Source organism: Halorussus pelagicus (assembly GCF_004087835.1).
Taxonomy (GTDB): domain Archaea; phylum Halobacteriota; class Halobacteria; order Halobacteriales; family Haladaptataceae; genus Halorussus; species Halorussus pelagicus.
This window is the reverse complement of sequence record NZ_CP035119.1, coordinates 64,146-78,553: the sequence shown is the minus strand read 5'-3', so window position 1 is coordinate 78,553 and position 14,408 is coordinate 64,146. Positions and strand designations below refer to the sequence as shown.

18 protein-coding genes are annotated in these 14,408 nt (G+C 67.3%); 12 read left to right on the top strand and 6 right to left on the bottom strand.

The features are described from left to right. The first annotated feature begins 68 nt into the window (after positions 1 to 68). From EP007_RS00445 to EP007_RS00430, 4 genes are all read left to right on the top strand, one after another. Complete coding sequence (locus tag EP007_RS00445) at positions 69 to 590, top strand: DUF7139 domain-containing protein (protein ID WP_128475774.1); 522 nt, start codon at positions 69 to 71, stop codon at positions 588 to 590. A gap of 138 nt (positions 591 to 728) precedes the next feature. Next, positions 729 to 1,544 carry a diadenylate cyclase DacZ gene (gene dacZ, locus EP007_RS00440; RefSeq protein ID WP_128475773.1) on the top strand — a complete coding sequence of 272 codons (816 nt, stop codon included), beginning with the start codon at positions 729 to 731 and terminating at the stop codon, positions 1,542 to 1,544. Continuing rightward, positions 1,544 to 2,329, top strand: a complete 786-nt coding sequence (locus EP007_RS00435) for a mechanosensitive ion channel domain-containing protein (protein ID WP_128475772.1) — start codon at positions 1,544 to 1,546, stop codon at positions 2,327 to 2,329. Before dacZ ends, EP007_RS00435 begins: the two co-directional genes overlap by 1 nt. A gap of 4 nt (positions 2,330 to 2,333) precedes the next feature. Next, positions 2,334 to 2,837 carry a hypothetical protein gene (locus EP007_RS00430; protein ID WP_128475771.1) on the top strand — a complete coding sequence of 168 codons (504 nt, stop codon included), beginning with the start codon at positions 2,334 to 2,336 and terminating at the stop codon, positions 2,835 to 2,837. 3 nt (positions 2,838 to 2,840) lie between these two features. Here the strand turns inward: EP007_RS00430 and EP007_RS00425 are convergent, their stop codons facing one another. The 3 genes from EP007_RS00425 to purD form a co-directional block, all read right to left on the bottom strand. Further along, on the bottom strand, positions 2,841 to 3,380 hold the full coding sequence (locus EP007_RS00425; protein WP_128475770.1) for an acyltransferase: 540 nt from the start codon (positions 3,378 to 3,380) through the stop codon (positions 2,841 to 2,843). Positions 3,381 to 3,415: 35 nt separating this feature from the next. Next, positions 3,416 to 3,781, bottom strand: a complete 366-nt coding sequence (locus EP007_RS00420) for a DUF7344 domain-containing protein (protein WP_128475769.1) — start codon at positions 3,779 to 3,781, stop codon at positions 3,416 to 3,418. Positions 3,782 to 3,863: 82 nt separating this feature from the next. After that, positions 3,864 to 5,156 carry a phosphoribosylamine--glycine ligase gene (gene purD, locus EP007_RS00415; RefSeq protein ID WP_128475768.1) on the bottom strand — a complete coding sequence of 431 codons (1,293 nt, stop codon included), beginning with the start codon at positions 5,154 to 5,156 and terminating at the stop codon, positions 3,864 to 3,866. A 216-nt stretch (positions 5,157 to 5,372) separates the two neighbouring features. On the opposite strand from purD, the gene EP007_RS00410 reads away from it, so the two are divergent. Beyond that, positions 5,373 to 6,536 (top strand): thiolase C-terminal domain-containing protein, encoded by a 1,164-nt coding sequence (locus EP007_RS00410; RefSeq protein WP_128475767.1) that lies wholly within the window; start codon positions 5,373 to 5,375, stop codon positions 6,534 to 6,536. After that, positions 6,533 to 6,931: a Zn-ribbon domain-containing OB-fold protein gene (locus EP007_RS00405; RefSeq protein ID WP_128475766.1), complete on the top strand. Its 399-nt coding sequence runs from the start codon at positions 6,533 to 6,535 to the stop codon at positions 6,929 to 6,931. Before EP007_RS00410 ends, EP007_RS00405 begins: the two co-directional genes overlap by 4 nt. Before the next feature lie 39 nt (positions 6,932 to 6,970). On the opposite strand, the gene EP007_RS00400 is transcribed toward EP007_RS00405, so the two are convergent. Further along, a complete protein-coding gene (locus tag EP007_RS00400; protein ID WP_128475765.1) occupies positions 6,971 to 7,933 on the bottom strand; it encodes an alpha/beta fold hydrolase in 963 nt (320 codons plus the stop codon). Positions 7,934 to 8,082: 149 nt separating this feature from the next. Between EP007_RS00400 and mvk the strand changes: the two genes are divergently transcribed. Together mvk and EP007_RS00390 are read left to right on the top strand one after the other, a co-directional pair. Continuing rightward, positions 8,083 to 9,072, top strand: a complete 990-nt coding sequence (mvk, locus tag EP007_RS00395) for a mevalonate kinase (RefSeq protein ID WP_128475764.1) — start codon at positions 8,083 to 8,085, stop codon at positions 9,070 to 9,072. Continuing rightward, positions 9,069 to 9,839 (top strand): isopentenyl phosphate kinase, encoded by a 771-nt coding sequence (locus EP007_RS00390; RefSeq protein ID WP_128475763.1) that lies wholly within the window; start codon positions 9,069 to 9,071, stop codon positions 9,837 to 9,839. Before mvk ends, EP007_RS00390 begins: the two co-directional genes overlap by 4 nt. Before the next feature lie 330 nt (positions 9,840 to 10,169). Here EP007_RS00390 and EP007_RS00385 read toward each other — a convergent pair whose 3' ends face one another. Beyond that, the gene (locus tag EP007_RS00385; protein WP_128475762.1) at positions 10,170 to 11,801 is read right to left on the bottom strand and encodes a GMC family oxidoreductase; all 1,632 of its coding nucleotides are present in this window, start codon (positions 11,799 to 11,801) and stop codon (positions 10,170 to 10,172) included. Then, complete coding sequence (locus EP007_RS00380) at positions 11,798 to 12,337, bottom strand: gluconate 2-dehydrogenase subunit 3 family protein (protein WP_128475761.1); 540 nt, start codon at positions 12,335 to 12,337, stop codon at positions 11,798 to 11,800. Before EP007_RS00380 ends, EP007_RS00385 begins: the two co-directional genes overlap by 4 nt. Positions 12,338 to 12,506: 169 nt before the next feature. Here EP007_RS00380 and EP007_RS00375 point away from each other — a divergent pair, with 169 nt between their 5' ends. From EP007_RS00375 to EP007_RS00360, 4 genes are all read left to right on the top strand, one after another. Further along, positions 12,507 to 12,758, top strand: a complete 252-nt coding sequence (locus EP007_RS00375) for a hypothetical protein (protein ID WP_128475760.1) — start codon at positions 12,507 to 12,509, stop codon at positions 12,756 to 12,758. 50 nt (positions 12,759 to 12,808) lie between these two features. After that, positions 12,809 to 13,543: a metal-dependent hydrolase gene (locus EP007_RS00370; RefSeq protein WP_128475759.1), complete on the top strand. Its 735-nt coding sequence runs from the start codon at positions 12,809 to 12,811 to the stop codon at positions 13,541 to 13,543. 144 nt (positions 13,544 to 13,687) lie between these two features. Next, positions 13,688 to 13,873 (top strand): hypothetical protein, encoded by a 186-nt coding sequence (locus tag EP007_RS00365; protein WP_208023511.1) that lies wholly within the window; start codon positions 13,688 to 13,690, stop codon positions 13,871 to 13,873. Positions 13,874 to 13,937: 64 nt separating this feature from the next. Beyond that, a complete protein-coding gene (locus EP007_RS00360) occupies positions 13,938 to 14,333 on the top strand; it encodes an OsmC family protein (RefSeq protein ID WP_128475758.1) in 396 nt (131 codons plus the stop codon). The last annotated feature ends 75 nt before the right edge of the window (positions 14,334 to 14,408 follow it).

Here is a 14,408-nt window from a genome sequence, read left to right as displayed (position 1 = left end):
ACGACGAAAATATCAGTAGTGAGACTCCCCGACATTCTTTTGCCGCATCTATACGTATAGAGCCACACATGTCTGATACCGGGAACGACCGGGCGGCCCGCTGGCGAGCGGTCGGTCGGGCCACGCTCTTGCTCGCCGGGAGTCTGGTGGCCGTCGTCGGGTTCGTCGCGGCGACCGCTAGCCTCGTCGCGGGGTTCGGCGTCGGGAAGGCGAGCGCGCTCAGACTCGGCGTCCTCTTCGGTTCCGTCTCCCTGCTCGCTGGCTTTCTCGCGCTGTTCGGTCGGACGCCCGACGCCGACAGGTCTCGGTCGCTCGCGGGCGCTGGCACCGCGACCGCGGTGGCGGGTGTCACACTCTTCTGGACGGCGGGGTGGAACGGTCGCCTCGGCGAACTCCCGGCAGTCGCCGCGGGAGCGTACGCACTCGGACTGCTCGCGGTGTTCGGCGCGGGGGCACCGACCAACTCGGGCGACGGGTCCGACCGCCGGGAGACCGACACGTTCGGCGGCGTCGAGTCAGTCGTGACCGGTGTGGACGGCAAGCAGGAGTTCGACGCCGACCGCGCGGACGACGGCAAAGGGCAGTCGTAGTGCGGTCGTCCGTCGAGGTTTCCGGGGTCGGCCGCGCCGACTCCGAGTGCCAGTCGGGTCGCGCTGAGACGAGACGTTACAACTCTGCTACGTATCTCCCCATAAACCTTTTCTCCGGTCGCTGAGTCGTTTCGGGTAATGGCTGACCTGACCGAACTCTTGGGGGATGTAACGGAGGACGCCGACGCCGTCTTCCTCTTCTCGCCGAGCGGTTCTTACTACGACCGGTACGCTGACCTCGGCGACGATGTGGAACTGGTGGTCGTCGCTTCCGAGAACTCCGTCGGTGCAGACTCGTTCGTGGAACTGCCACTGGAGTTCGACGACGTGCGCGACCGCATCCGGTTCGGCATCGAGGGCGGGATGGAACAAGGACTGGTCGAGGACGGCGACGTCGTCGTCTGCGCGGTCAGCATGTTCGAGGAGGGGAGCGACAGCGTCGTCCGAGCGCGGGCCAGCGACTCGATTCACTCGGGCGTCTACGACCTGTTCGCCAACTCGCGGGGCGACCCCGGCGTCATCCGCGACGTGTTCGAAGTCGCCATCGAACTCGGGAATAAAGGTCAGAAGGGCAAGCCCGTCGGCGCGCTGTTCGTCGTCGGCGACGCCGGGAAGGTGATGAACAAGTCCCGGCCGCTCAGCTACAACCCCTTCGAGAAGTCCCACGTCCACGTCGGCGACCCCATCGTGAACGTGATGCTCAAGGAGTTCTCCCGGCTCGACGGCGCATTCGTCATCAGCGACGCGGGCAAAATCGTCTCCGCCTACCGCTATCTCGAACCCTCGGCAGAGGGGGTCGATATCCCCAAGGGTCTCGGCGCGCGCCACATGGCGGCCGGTGCCGTCACCCGCGAAACCAACGCGACGGCCATCGTTCTCTCGGAAAGCGACGGATTGGTCCGGGCGTTCAAGGGTGGTGAACTGGTCCTCGAACTCGACCCGGAGGAGTATTGATGCCGGTCTTGCAGGTCCAGTGGGACGCGCTCCTCCGAAATGACTTTCAGTACGTCTTGGCCCTGCTCATCCTCGTGGTCGGTCTCGCGGCGGGCAACCTTATCGGCCGACTCAACCAGCGTCTACTGACTGCCGCGGGGGTCCCCGAAGCGGTCGAACGAACGCCCTTCGAGCGCACCGCCCAGAGCCTCGGGACCGACACCGTCGCGCTGGTCTCGCGGCTGAGTTCGTGGTTCATCTACGGCGTGGTCGTGCTCATCGCGCTGAACGTCGCCGACCTCCTGAGCGCCCAGTTGTTCTGGAGCGGCGTCCTCTCGTTCATCCCTGACCTGTTCATCGCCATCCTCGTGTTCATCGTCGGGTTCGTCGTGGCCGACAAGGCCGAACTCGTCGTCGGCGAGCGCCTGCGGTCGGTCAAACTCCCGGAGGTCGGCGTCATCCCGCGACTGGTCAAATACACCATCGTCTATCTGGCCGCCCTCATCGCGCTCGGACAGGTCGGGGTCGCAATCGAGGCCCTATACATCCTGTTGGCGGCCTACGTCTTCGCGGTCATTCTCCTCGGCGCGGTCGCGTTCTGGGACCTCCTGCGGTCGTCGGCGGCGGGCGTCTACCTCCTGCTCAATCAACCGTACGGCATCGGCGACGAGGTGCAAGTCGGCGACGACCGAGGGATAGTACAGGAGGTAGACGTGTTCGTCACGCGCATCGAGAACGACGGCGAGGAGTACATCGTCCCGAACAGTCGCGTCTTCGAGCAGGGCGTCGTCCGGATACGGGACTGATTCGATGCCCGGCACGCCCGACCCCGTGTTGGGAAGCGACGCGCTGACGTTCGCGGTCGCGTGCGCCGTCGGTGCGCTCGTCGCCGCCGCGCCCTACGGCTTTCGGGAGTTGCTTCCCCGGTCCCGCGTCGTCGCAGTCGGCGGCGGACTCGCCTACGCCGTCGTCTGTCTCGGGGCGTGGGTCGGCGCTCGACTGGCGACCGACGCCTTCGTCGCCGGAATGACCGCGGACCCGCTGACCGCCCTCGGGTGGGTGCTGGCCGGAGCCATCATCCTCGGCGCGCAGGCCGCGATTCCGTACTACGGCTACGCTCGCTGGCGACTCGTCGTCCCGCTCGCGGCGCTGTTCGCCGTCACCGCGTTGATTCTCCCGCCGTTTCTCAGCGTCCGGGGCGAGTCCGACCCGCTCAGTCTCTACGTGATTCTGTTCGGACCGCTGTCGGTCGCGGCGACGGCGCTGGTCGGAGTCACGGAGTTGGCCGTCCGGCGGTTCGTCTTTTCGAGGTGAGAATCAGTCGGGCGACTCGTCGCTTCCCATCCGTTCGGCGGGGACTCCGGCAACGGTTTCGCCGGGCGGCACGTCCTCGGTCACCAGCGAGTTCGCCGCGACGCTCGCGCCCGCGCCGATTTCGACGCCGGGCAAGATGACGGCCCCCGCGCCGACCATGGCGCGCTCGCCGATTCGGACCTCGCCGGTCCGGTACTCGTCTTGGAGGAACTCGTGGCAGAGAATCGTCGCGTCGTAGCCGATTATGGCGTCGTCCTCGACCGTGACGAGTTCGGGCCAGAACACGTCCGGCGTCGATTCCAGCCCCCACGAGACGCCCTCGCCCACGGTTACGCCGATGGAGCGCAGGAGGTAGCTCTTGAGTTTGAGACTCGGCGAGATGCGCGCGAGGACGATGACGACGTAGTTCAGCGCGACCCGGAGCGGACTCTTGGCGCGGGTCCACGACCGGAGGGAGTTGCCCGGTCCCGGCGTGGCGTGGCGGGCGATTCGGTCGTGGCGGCGCGTCGCGTCGGCGTCTCGCTCGTCGGTGTCGTCGGGCACGGACTGGATTTGGTGGGGTTCGGTCTTGAAAGTAGCTAGTCGAACCGGTCGGAGTCCCGGTAGTTCTCCAACACTCCAAAATACGGCTCTAACGCCTCGGCAGTCTCGGTCAGTTCGACCTCGCCAGCCATCGGGTCGTAGGACACCACGTCGGCGTCTTCCAGTTTCGGGAGGTGGGCGTGGTGGAGCATCGCCGCGGTTCGCTCGCGCCGGTCGGCCGTCACGTCCTCGGGGGCCGCGTCTTCGAGTCGGGCCGCGGTTGCCCCCGCGAGTCGGTCGAGACTCACCGCGTCCTCGAACTCCCGGAGAGCCGCCAGCGCGCGCCGTCGCTTCCCGTCGGCGAGCAGGTCGAACGCTTGGTCGGGCGTCAGTCGGGGGTCGCCGTCGCTGGATGGAGGCATGGTCACCGAGACGGCCAGAAGGGCGTTTGTTATGGGTCGCCTGTCGGGAATCAAGCGGGAGTTGACCGAGCGAACTCGGCGTCTACTCGCCGCGCAGGTCTGCTACGTGGTCGATACGCCGTTGCACGAGGTCGGATTTCCCGATGTCGTGGCGCACGTCGAGACCCTCCTCGCCAGCGACACCGAGGGCGTCCTCGGCGATTTCCTCCGCCTCGGCGATGGTGTCGGCCACGCCGACGACGGCGAATGCTCGGGAGGTCGTCGTGTAGATGCCGTCCTCGCGCTCGTCCACGCTGGCGTAGAAGAGCAGGGCGTCTCCTGCGCTCTCTTCGTCCACCGCGACTTTCGCGCCCGCTTTCGGGTCTTCGGGGTATCCTTCCGGCACGGCGTACTTGCAGACCGTCGCCTTCGGCGCGAACGAGAGTTCGGGCAGGTCCTCGCCCTCGCGGGCGGCGACCAGCACGTCGAGGAAGTCGGTGTTGAGGACGGGCAGGGTGTTCATCGCCTCGGGGTCGCCGAAGCGCGCGTTGAACTCCACGACCTTCACGCCCTCCGCGGTGAGCATGAACTGACCGTAGAGGACGCCCTTGTAGTCGTCCAGCGCCTCGACGGTGGCTTCCAACACCGCGACGGCCTCGCGGTAGTCCTCTTCGTCCATGAAGGGGAGTTCGAGTCCCGCGTCGCTGTAGCTTCCCATCCCGCCGGTGTTCGGTCCCTCGTCGCCCTCGTAGGCGCGCTTGTGGTCCTGTACGGCGGGGGTCACGCGAAGGTCGCCGTTGGCTACGAACGCTTGGACGGTGAACTCCTCGCCGACCAGTCGCTCTTCGAGGACCACGCGGTCGTAGTCGGCGCTCCGCAGGTACTCTTTGGCCTCCTCGGCGGTCACTTGGTCGCCGATGACGCGGACGCCCTTCCCGCCGGTGAGTCCCGCCGGTTTCACGGCGAGGTCGCCGTCGTACTCGTCGATGTACTCACAAGCCGCCTCCATGTCGTCGAACGTCTCGAAGTCCGGACAGCCCGGTACGTCGCGTTCGCGCATGAACCGGCGCTGATAGGCCTTGTCGGTCTCGATGCGGGCCTCGGTCTCGTTCGGGCCGAAGGCGTACACTCCGGCGTCGTCCAGCGCGTCGGCCACGCCCGCCGCGAGCGGTCCCTCGGGACCGACGACAGCGAGCGTCGCGCCGACTTCCTCAGCGTAGGCGACGACCGCGCTCGGGTTGGTCGTCTCCAGCGTCTCGAACTCCTCGGCGAGCGCCGCGATGCCGGGGTTGCGGTTGCCAGCGCAGGCGTAGAGGTCTGTGTCACTGTCGCCGAGCGCGCGGGCGATTGCGTGCTCGCGCCCGCCGCCACCGACCAGCAGGACTGTTTCGCTCATACCCGGAAGATGTAGACAAGGGAGTGTAAAGGTTGCTCTTAGAGGTGGCTAAATTATGCACGAATGTGGGATTCAACTCGCGGGTGCGTCGGCCGCTTCGTCCCGCGGCCCACCGCTCGAAATCGGGGCGCTCGGCGTCGTCGGGGTTTTCTTTCGACGGACGCACGAGACGCAAGACCGAAGCCTTTCTTAACAGTCCATCACGAAGATAGATGTATGACAGGCGTACGAGTCGCAGGGGTCGGTCTCACCCACTTCGGCAAGCATCCCGAGCGGACCGGCCGGGACCTCTTCGCCGAGGCGAGCGAGCGCGCGCTCGCCGACGCGGGCGTGGACCGGACCGACGTGGCGCAGCTGAACTACGGCAACTTCATGGGGGAGTTAAGCGAGCATCAGGGCCACCAAGGCCCGCTGATGGCCGAGGCCGCGGGACTGACCGCTCCGGCGACCCGCTACGAGAGCGCGTGTGCTTCTTCTGGCGTGGCGGTCCGAGAAGCCGTCAAGGACGTGCGCAACGGCGAGGTAGACGTACTGCTCGTCGGCGGGACCGAGCGCATGAACAACCTCGGGACCGCGGGGACGACCGAAGCACTCGCAATCGCCGCCGACGACCTCTACGAGGTTCGGGCGGGGATGACGTTCCCGGCGGCCTACGCGCTGATGGCGCAGGCCTACTTCGAGCAGTACGGCGGAAGCAAAGAGGACCTCGCGGAGATTGCGGTGAAGAACCACGATAACGCGCTGGACAACGAGTACGCGCAGTTCCAGAGCGCCATTTCCGTCGAGGACGCGCTGGACGCGCCGCGGATAGCCGACCCTCTCGGTCTCTACGACGCCTGCCCCATCACCGACGGGGCGAGCGCGGTGGTCCTCGTCAGCGACGAGTACGCCGACGAACACGACCTCGACGCGCCGGTCTCGATTACGGGCACCGGACAGGGCGGCGACAAGATGGCGCTACAGGACCGCCAGTTCCTCGCCCGGACCCCTGCGGCCGAGCGCGCCGCCGAGGAGGCCTACGACGACGCCGGAATCGGGCCACAGGACGTGTCGGTCGCCGAGGTTCACGACTGTTTCACCATCGCGGAAGTGCTGGCGCTCGAAGCCTTGGACTTCTACGCGCCCGGCGAGGGAATCGGCGCGGCGGCCCGCGGGGAGACGACCCGCGACGGCGACCGACCGGTCAACCTCTCGGGCGGCCTGAAGGCCAAGGGCCACCCGGTCGGCGCGACGGGGACCAGCCAAGTGGTCGAGATGACCCGACTGCTCCGGGGCGACCACCCCAACAGCGACGCCGTGCCCGGCGACGTGGGCGTGACCCACAACGCGGGCGGCACGGTGGCGAGTACCACGGTTCACGTTTTGGAGGTGGACCGATGAGCGAGAACGAGAGCGAACCGGTCCGCGACGAGGGCTTCGACGACTTCCTCGACGCTATCGAGGCGGGCGAGGGGTTCTATCTGGAGTGCCCCGAGGGTCACGGCTCGCTTCCGCCCCGCCGGGTCTGCCCGCACTGCGGGGCGACCGACCTCGAAGAGACGCCGCTCCCCGAGACCGGCGAAATTGAGACGTACACCGAGGTCCACGTTCCCGCGCCGTCGTTCGCCGACGACGCGCCCTACGTCACCGCGGTTGTCGATTTCGGCGCGGTTCGGTTGACGGGTCAACTTCGCGGTGGCGAGACCGCGGAAATCGAGGTCGGCACCGAGGTTTCGGTCGGAATCGGCGAGAACGAGACGGCGGGCGAGCGCGTGGTCGTCTTCCGAGTCGCCTGAATCGCGTATTGGCTCGGTCGAATCCTGTTTTCTGGCGCGCTACTGCGTCGTGACGCTACTTCCGGTTTCGCGCTCTTCTTCGGTCAGTTCGTCCAACAGCACTTCGAGGAAGGGACCGGGATGCTCGGCGTGGGGCAGAAGTTTCGCGGCGTCGAAGACGACGAGTTTCGCGTCGGCCTGCTCGGCCAACTCTTCGCCTTTCTCCAGCGGCGAGACCGTCGCATTGCGGCCCCAAACGATGGTGACCGGCACGTCCACTGCGGCCAACTCCTCGCCCAGTTCCACGTCGGGGTCGAGATAGCCCGAGACGAACGAGGCGGGCGCGAAGCGCGCGCCGGGTTGGTGGGCGGTCTGCCACTGGTAGTTCACGTCGCGCTCGGTGTAGGACGCCTCCGTCGAGTACGCCTCACGGTTGTCGAAGAAGTCGAGCGAGCGCTTGCTCGTCAGGAGGTTGAACAGCCCCTGTCCGACCAGCGGCGACCGGAACAGCGACCGGAGCCACGTCCGGCGCGGGCTGGTGTCGCCGGTCGGCGCGACCAGCACGAGCCGCGAGAACGGTCGGGACTGGTGCTGTGCCAAGGTCGCGTAGGCTCCCGACAGCGAGGTGGCCACGCAGGCGGCGTCCTCGGTCAGGTCCTCGGCGAAGTCCGTGACGAAGGCGGTGTAGAGCGCCGCGGAGTAGGTCAGCGGCGGGCGGTCCGAGCGCCCGAATCCGGGCAGGTCGGGCGCGACGACGTGGTGAGTCTTGGCGAGTTGGTCGCATATCTGGTCGAACTCCTTGTTCGAGGCCGCGGCGTGGACCCCGTGCAGGAGGAGTACGTCGGGGTTCTCGGGGTCTCCGGCCTCGGTGTAGGCCACGTCGAACCCGCGCCAGCGGTAGGTGCGCTGGTCGCCCTCCAGCGCGGGGTCGAGGTCGCCGGACTTCCACGAGAGCAATCGGTTGCCGAGCGCGGTGGCTCCGAGACCACCGACGATTCCGGCCGCGAGGTTTCGTAGCTTCATACCCGAATGTTTGCCACCCGGTAAGTTAGCCGTTGTGCCGAGAGTCGCAGGGGTGCGACGGGTTCTCACTCGTCTTCCAAGCGTTCGATTTCGTTTCTCGACCGGCCGCCTTCGCAAACGAATTAACCTCCCGTCCGAAACTGCCCGACATGGTCGTTTCGAGCGCTCCGGGCAAGGTCTACCTGTTCGGAGAACACGCGGTCGTCTACGGCGAACCGGCGGTTCCCTGCGCCATCGAGCGCCGAGCGCGGGTGTCCGTCCAAGCGCGCGACGACGACCGCATCCGAGTTCACGCCGAGGACCTGAGTCTCAACGGGTTCACGGTCGAGTACAGCGACGGAACCGAGGGCGGTCCCGACGTGGACGTAGCGCAGTCGCTGGTGCAGGCCGGAATCGGCTACATCGACGCCGCGGTCGAGCAGGCCCGCGACGCCGCGGGCGAACCCGACGCCGGATTCGACATCACCGTCGAGAGCGAGATTCCGCTCGGCGCGGGGTTGGGGTCCTCCGCCGCGGTCACGACGGCGGGCATCGACGCCGGGGCGCGCGAGTTGGGCGTCGAACTCTCCACCGAAGAAATCGCCGAGCGCGCCTATCGCGCGGAACTCGAAGTGCAGGACGGCGAGGCGTCGCGCGCCGACACCTTCTGCTCGGCGACGGGCGGCGCGGTCCGCGTGGAGGGCGACGACTGCCGGGCCATCGAGGCCCCGGACCTGCCGTTCGTCATCGGGTTCGACGGCGGCGCGGGCGACACCGGACAGCTCGTCGCGGGCGTCCGGGCGCTCCGCGAGGAGTACGACTTCGCGGCCGACACCGTCGAGAGCATCGGCGACATCGTGCGCCGCGGCGAGGAGGCCCTCGTCGCGGGCGACATAGCGGAACTCGGCGAACTCATGAACTTCAACCACGGCCTGCTGGAGGCGCTGGGGGTCTCCTCGCGGTCGCTCGACCAGATGGTCTGGGCCGCGAGGGACGCTGGCGCGCACGGAGCCAAACTGACCGGCGCGGGCGGCGGCGGGTGTATCGTTGCGCTTGACCCCACGGACAGCACCGAGACCGCGCTCCGGTACACGCCCGGTTGCGAGGACGCCTTTCGGGCGGAACTGGACACCGACGGCGTTCGCGCGGAGGAACCATGACGGCGAGCGACTCCCCGACGACCGTCCTCAAACTCGGCGGGAGCGTCATCACGGATAAGGACCGCCGGGAGGCGCTGGACGGTCCGGCGCTGGACCGCGCGGCCGACGCCGTCGCCGACGCGCTCGCGTCGGGCGAGATTTCGGACCTCGTCGTCGTTCACGGCGGCGGAAGCTTCGGCCACCACCACGCCAGCGAACACGGCGTCTCGAAGACCGAGGGGTCGGGCGACGCTCGGGCGGCGGTCGAAATCCACGGCGCGATGAAGACGCTCGACGACTTCGTGCTGGCGCGCCTCCACGACCGCGACGTGCCCGCGGTGCCGGTCCATCCGTTCTCGGCGGCCCGCCGCGACGAGTCGGCCGCCCTCTCGCTGATGACCGAGCAGGTCGAGACGATGCTCGGCGAGGGGTTCGTGCCGGTTCTCCACGGCGACGTGGTAGCCCACGCGTGCGAGGGCGTGACGATTCTCAGCGGCGACGAGGTGGTCACGGCCGTCGCCGAGGGAATCGCGGCCGACTGCGTGGGGTTCTGCTCGACGGTCCCCGGCGTGTTGGACGACGAGGACGCCGTAATTCCGGAAATCGCCTCCTACGACGAGGTGGCCCGGTTCCTCGGTGAGAGCGACGCGACCGACGTGACCGGCGGGATGGCCGGGAAGGTTCGGGCCTTGCTGGACCTCGGCGCGCCCGCGACGATTTTCGGTCCCGACGACCTCCGGGCGTTCCTCGCAGGCGAGACCCCCGGCACGCGAATCGACGGGCGCTGAAGCGGCGAAAGGTCTGCAAGAGCGATAGTTCGATTTCTGACCGGCGCGTGCGGGCGCGGCGCGAACGCGCCGCGCCGTTCCGCGCGAGGGATGAGTAGCGCAACGTAGTGAGGCTTGCGAGACGTGACGCGTCTCGCTGATCTGTGAACGTGGTTCGCAGACAACGCAATCGGTTGGGGAGGTGTGAGGTCGTTGCGGTGGCTCCTCGGCGTCGGCAGTAGCTAGCTTCTCTCGAACGTTCAGTCCGTATCGCTCGGCGTCGGCAACTGCTAACTTTGACGGCTTGCCTACAACTCCATCACCGAATCGAACACGACACCAAACCCCGTCTCACAGTCGTTCGTCGATGTGGTCCGCCGCCTTCAGCGAGAGCGCCGCGATGGTCAGCGTCGGGTTCAGCGCCCCGCTGGTCCGGAAGACGCTCGAAGACGCCACCGACAGATTCCGCAGGTCGTGGGTCCGCAGTTGCGGGTTCACCACGCTCTCGCTGGCGTCTTCACCCATCCGGGTCGTACCCATGTGGTGGAACGCCGGGCCGGTGTCCGCCGGGCCGACCGTCCACGAGATATCGACGCCCAACTCGTCCAGAATCGCGCGCTGAATCCGGTTGGCGCGCCGGAGACTCGCCTCCGTCCGGTCGTCCACGCGCCAGTGGATTTTCGGCACCGGGTTCCCGTGGTCGTCGGTGGTCGAGGGGTCGAGTTCGATGCGGTTCTCCTTCTGGGGGCGCTGGCCGACAAGTCCGCCCATAGCGATGGAGTTGCCGTACCCCTCCCGCAGAGTTTCGAGCAGGTCGTCGCCCCACTCCTCGCCCGAGAGGGCCATCTCGACCGGCGACGGTCCGGCGTAGTTCAAAAACTCCAGTTTGATGCTGTCTGGCTTCGGTTCACCGCGTTCTCTCGACCACTCGGGCACGCCGCCCGCTCTCCCCTCCGTCCCGCGGGTCGGGGCGTCGTAGAACTGGTGGCACTCGCTGGTGATGAACCCGACGTGGTTCTGGCGAGTCTCGCGGTCCAGCGTGCCGCCCATCCCGGCGAACAGGTGGTCCATGAAGTACCGGCCGACCGCGCCCGAGGAGTTGGCTAGTCCGTCAGGGTACTGCTCGGAGTTCGACAGCAACAGCAGGCGCGGGATCTCGACGCCGCCCGCCGCGAGAACGAACTCGCGGGCCTCCTGTCGGTGGGTCTCGCCGTCCGGCGTGGCGTAGACGGCCGCGGTCACGCGCTCGCCCGCATCGTCGTGTTCTAGTCGCTGGACCGGCGCACGAGTGACGACCCGGACGCCTTCCTCCTCGGCTTTCTCGACGTGGTGGTCCGCCGAATACTTCGCCCCGGAGGGACAGACCGGCTTGCAGGTGCCGTATCCGACGCACGCGCTCCGGCCGTCGTAGCCCTCGGAGTTGCGCGCGTTGGGCACCGAGTGCATCGTCACTCCCAGTCGCTCGCAGGCCTCCGCGAAGATGGAGTCGCTGTGGGAGGGCGCGAACGCAGGCAGGGGAAACGGCTCCTCGCGGGGCGGCGCGTAGGGGTTATCGTCCGCGCCCGCGACGCCGAGCGCTTGCTCGGCCTCGGCGTAGTAGGGCCGGAGGTCGTCGTAGTCGATAGGCCACGCCTCGAAGTCCGACTCGTGAAAGCGCATGACCATCCCCTGCCAGTGGAGCGTCGTGCCGCCGACGCCCTTTACGCGGGCGGCGTTCAGCGGGTAGAACCGCCCGTCGCCAGCGGTGAATCGGTCGCGCTCGCCGCCCATCTCCCAGACCGACAGCGGACCGTGACCGGGCCGAATCGCGCGCTCCATCCGGCGCTGGCGGTCCTCGAAGTCGAAGCGCTCGCCCGCCTCCAGCATAACTACGTCGCGGCCGCGCTCGGCGAGGCGGTGGGCCGCGAGCGCGCCCGCGGGACCCGCGCCGACGACGCAAACGTCGGCGCGCTCCGACGGAGCGCGTCGCTCGCGCTCGGTCATTTCCGGGACCCTCGCTGGTAGCTCGCGGTGCCGCCGGGGTGGCCCTGCGGGTTCTCGGTGCCGACCAACTCCCCGCCGGTCGGCGAGGTGTAGAGCGCGTACAGCAGTTCGTTGACGAGGTAGTAACGCACCCGGTCGGGGTCCGAGCCATCGGGGTTCGGTCTCGCGGTGTCCACGCCCATCTGGTCGAGCAGCGTCTCGCGCGTCTCGGCGTCGAGTCCGAGGAAGTCGTCGCCGAACCACGACTCGGCGTACTCGTCGAGCGTCGAAAGCGCCTCGACCATCCCCTCGCGGTAGTCGGGGCGGTCCTCGACTCGGCCGAGCGCGTAGGTCCGGACGAACTCCTCGACGCCCGAGAGTTCGGCCGGGTAGACGATATCGGCGACCGCGAGGAGGGCGTCCATCCGGTCTTCCGGCGCGGGGTCGTCGGCGAAGGGGGTCGCGCCCTCGAACTCTCCGGAAAGGACCGCGCCCGTGCCGACCGCCGCCCCGCCGCCAGCGAGCGCGACCAGCGCATCCCGACGAGTCAGTTCCATTCGGGCTGAGTTAGGTCGGCCTAAAACTTAGGGGTTGCCATGTCCAAGTGTCGGGGGAAACGGTGGCGACTCAAGGACTCGCGTCGGAGACTGGCGGTTCCGCGAGCTAACTGTGAGAGTGAATCCATTTACAACGCGCGACGACGAAATATCAATCTAGTGAAAACTCATGAGTGACCTACTCCGTCGCGCGAGTTGCTATCTGGACGACCACTGGGTCGTCAAGTGGTTCGTCCTCCCGATTCTGTTCATGGCCTCGATGCTGTTCGCTCTCGGGTTCGTGTTGACCCCGACCGCTGGCGAGAACGCGCAGTTGGTCGGCCTGTTCGTCGTCTTTTCGATGGCCGTCGTCGCGGTCGGACTCACCCTCGACTGGTTGCTCCGGAACGCGGTCGGGTGGGAACTGCTCGAATCGTCGTAGCGACTCCTCACCACTCTTTAAGTGCCAACCGGGTGTAGATTCGCCCGCACATGAAGCTCACTTGGTACGGCCATTCGACGTGGCACGTCGAGGTAGGCGACACGGAGTTGCTCATCGACCCGTTCTTCGACAACCCGAAGACGAACGCCGACCCCGAGGAACTCGACCCCGACTACCTGCTTCTCACCCACGGCCACGCCGACCATATCGGCGACGTGGACCGCTACGAGGGCACGGAACTGGTCGCTACCCCCGAAGTCGTGAGCTACTGCCGCGACGAGTTCGGCGACTTCGAGGCCGTCGGCGGGATGGGGATGAACCTCGGCGGGACCGTCGAGTGCGACGACGCCTTCGTCACGATGGTTCGGGCCGACCACACCAACGGCATGGATACCAGCTACGGCGCGACCGGCGGGATGCCCGCTGGCTTCGTCGTCAGCGACACCAAGCCGACCCAAGTCAGCGACGCCGAGAGCCAGACGTTCTACCACGCGGGCGACACCTCGCTCCAGACCGAGATGCGCGAGGTCATCGGCCCGTATCTCGAACCGGACGCCGCCGCGGTGCCCATCGGCGACCACTTCACGATGGGACCGATGCAGGCCGCCATCGCGGTCGATTGGGTAGACGCCGACTACGCCTTCCCGATGCACTACGACACCTTCCCGCCCATCGAGCAGGACCCCGAGGACTTCCGCAAGGAGGTCACGGGCACCGGGAGCGACGCCGACGTGAAGAATCTCGACGGCGAGGAGACGTTCGACCTCGGCGAAGAACTCTACTGACGACTGTAGGGTCTGCGGTGCGGAACCGCCGCCGCTCTCGTCCGACCGCGATTCGTTTCCGCTCCGAGAGTATATGTAGGAGTATATAGAAATCATAGAAACCGTAAACCGGCCGTCGCGTTGCCTCTCGGGCATGAAACAACGATGCGTCGAGTAGCCAGGTTTCTCGTTGGGAGCGCGCTCGGCGGCGCGGTCGCCGTGGTCACTGGTGCGCCTGCCGCGGCGACCGCCGCCGCCGTGCTGGTCGTCCGAACCGTCAGCATCCCCTTCGGTCTCTCGGTCGGCGGGCTTTCGGTCGCATTCCTGCGTGGCTGGCGACCCCGAGCGTGAGCGACGTACGGACTCCTCGCCCATGAGCAAACCTTAGGAGTCTGGCGGCCGAACGTCCGGCCGCATGACGAAAGAAGTCACAACTGTCTCCGAAGAGGGGTACACCGCCGAGAACCAGATTCGAGATTTCGAGGTCACTCTCGACGCGACGGGCGAGTCGGCACCCGACACGCTCGAATCTCTGCTTGCGGCCTACGGTTCCTGCTACGTCCCCGCGCTCCGCGTCGGCGGCGAACAGCGCGACGTTGGCGACCTCGGCCGCATCGAAATCGACGTATCCGGAGACCTCAACGACGACGATAAACTCTCGGCGGTCCAGTTCACGGTCCGGACCGAGACCGAGATGGACGACGACGAGGCCGAACAGGTCGTCGAACGCGCCGACGAACTCTGTAAGGTCCACGACGCGCTGAAGGCCGACCTCGCGGCGGACGTGACCGTCGAGAGCGGCGCGTTCTGAGGCCGGGCGTCGAAGCGCGAACTCGGCGTTTTTCTTGAAAAGGACCGCTCGCGGAGCCGCGGATTTTCGCTCGAA

Excerpts from the sequence above, each read along its gene's own strand:
- EP007_RS00445 (WP_128475774.1), top strand. The coding sequence starts at position 69 with ATGTCTGATACCGGGAACGACCGGGCGGCCCGCTGGCGAGCGGTCGGT.
- dacZ (WP_128475773.1), top strand. The coding sequence starts at position 729 with ATGGCTGACCTGACCGAACTCTTGGGGGATGTAACGGAGGACGCCGAC.
- EP007_RS00435 (WP_128475772.1), top strand. The coding sequence starts at position 1,544 with ATGCCGGTCTTGCAGGTCCAGTGGGACGCGCTCCTCCGAAATGACTTT.
- EP007_RS00430 (WP_128475771.1), top strand. The coding sequence starts at position 2,334 with ATGCCCGGCACGCCCGACCCCGTGTTGGGAAGCGACGCGCTGACGTTC.
- EP007_RS00420 (WP_128475769.1), bottom strand. The coding sequence starts at position 3,781 with ATGCCTCCATCCAGCGACGGCGACCCCCGACTGACGCCCGACCAAGCG.
- purD (WP_128475768.1), bottom strand. The coding sequence starts at position 5,156 with ATGAGCGAAACAGTCCTGCTGGTCGGTGGCGGCGGGCGCGAGCACGCA.
- EP007_RS00410 (WP_128475767.1), top strand. The coding sequence starts at position 5,373 with ATGACAGGCGTACGAGTCGCAGGGGTCGGTCTCACCCACTTCGGCAAG.
- EP007_RS00405 (WP_128475766.1), top strand. The coding sequence starts at position 6,533 with ATGAGCGAGAACGAGAGCGAACCGGTCCGCGACGAGGGCTTCGACGAC.
- EP007_RS00400 (WP_128475765.1), bottom strand. The coding sequence starts at position 7,933 with ATGAAGCTACGAAACCTCGCGGCCGGAATCGTCGGTGGTCTCGGAGCC.
- mvk (WP_128475764.1), top strand. The coding sequence starts at position 8,083 with ATGGTCGTTTCGAGCGCTCCGGGCAAGGTCTACCTGTTCGGAGAACAC.
- EP007_RS00390 (WP_128475763.1), top strand. The coding sequence starts at position 9,069 with ATGACGGCGAGCGACTCCCCGACGACCGTCCTCAAACTCGGCGGGAGC.
- EP007_RS00385 (WP_128475762.1), bottom strand. The coding sequence starts at position 11,801 with ATGACCGAGCGCGAGCGACGCGCTCCGTCGGAGCGCGCCGACGTTTGC.
- EP007_RS00380 (WP_128475761.1), bottom strand. The coding sequence starts at position 12,337 with ATGGAACTGACTCGTCGGGATGCGCTGGTCGCGCTCGCTGGCGGCGGG.
- EP007_RS00375 (WP_128475760.1), top strand. The coding sequence starts at position 12,507 with ATGAGTGACCTACTCCGTCGCGCGAGTTGCTATCTGGACGACCACTGG.
- EP007_RS00370 (WP_128475759.1), top strand. The coding sequence starts at position 12,809 with ATGAAGCTCACTTGGTACGGCCATTCGACGTGGCACGTCGAGGTAGGC.
- EP007_RS00365 (WP_208023511.1), top strand. The coding sequence starts at position 13,688 with ATGCGTCGAGTAGCCAGGTTTCTCGTTGGGAGCGCGCTCGGCGGCGCG.
- EP007_RS00360 (WP_128475758.1), top strand. The coding sequence starts at position 13,938 with ATGACGAAAGAAGTCACAACTGTCTCCGAAGAGGGGTACACCGCCGAG.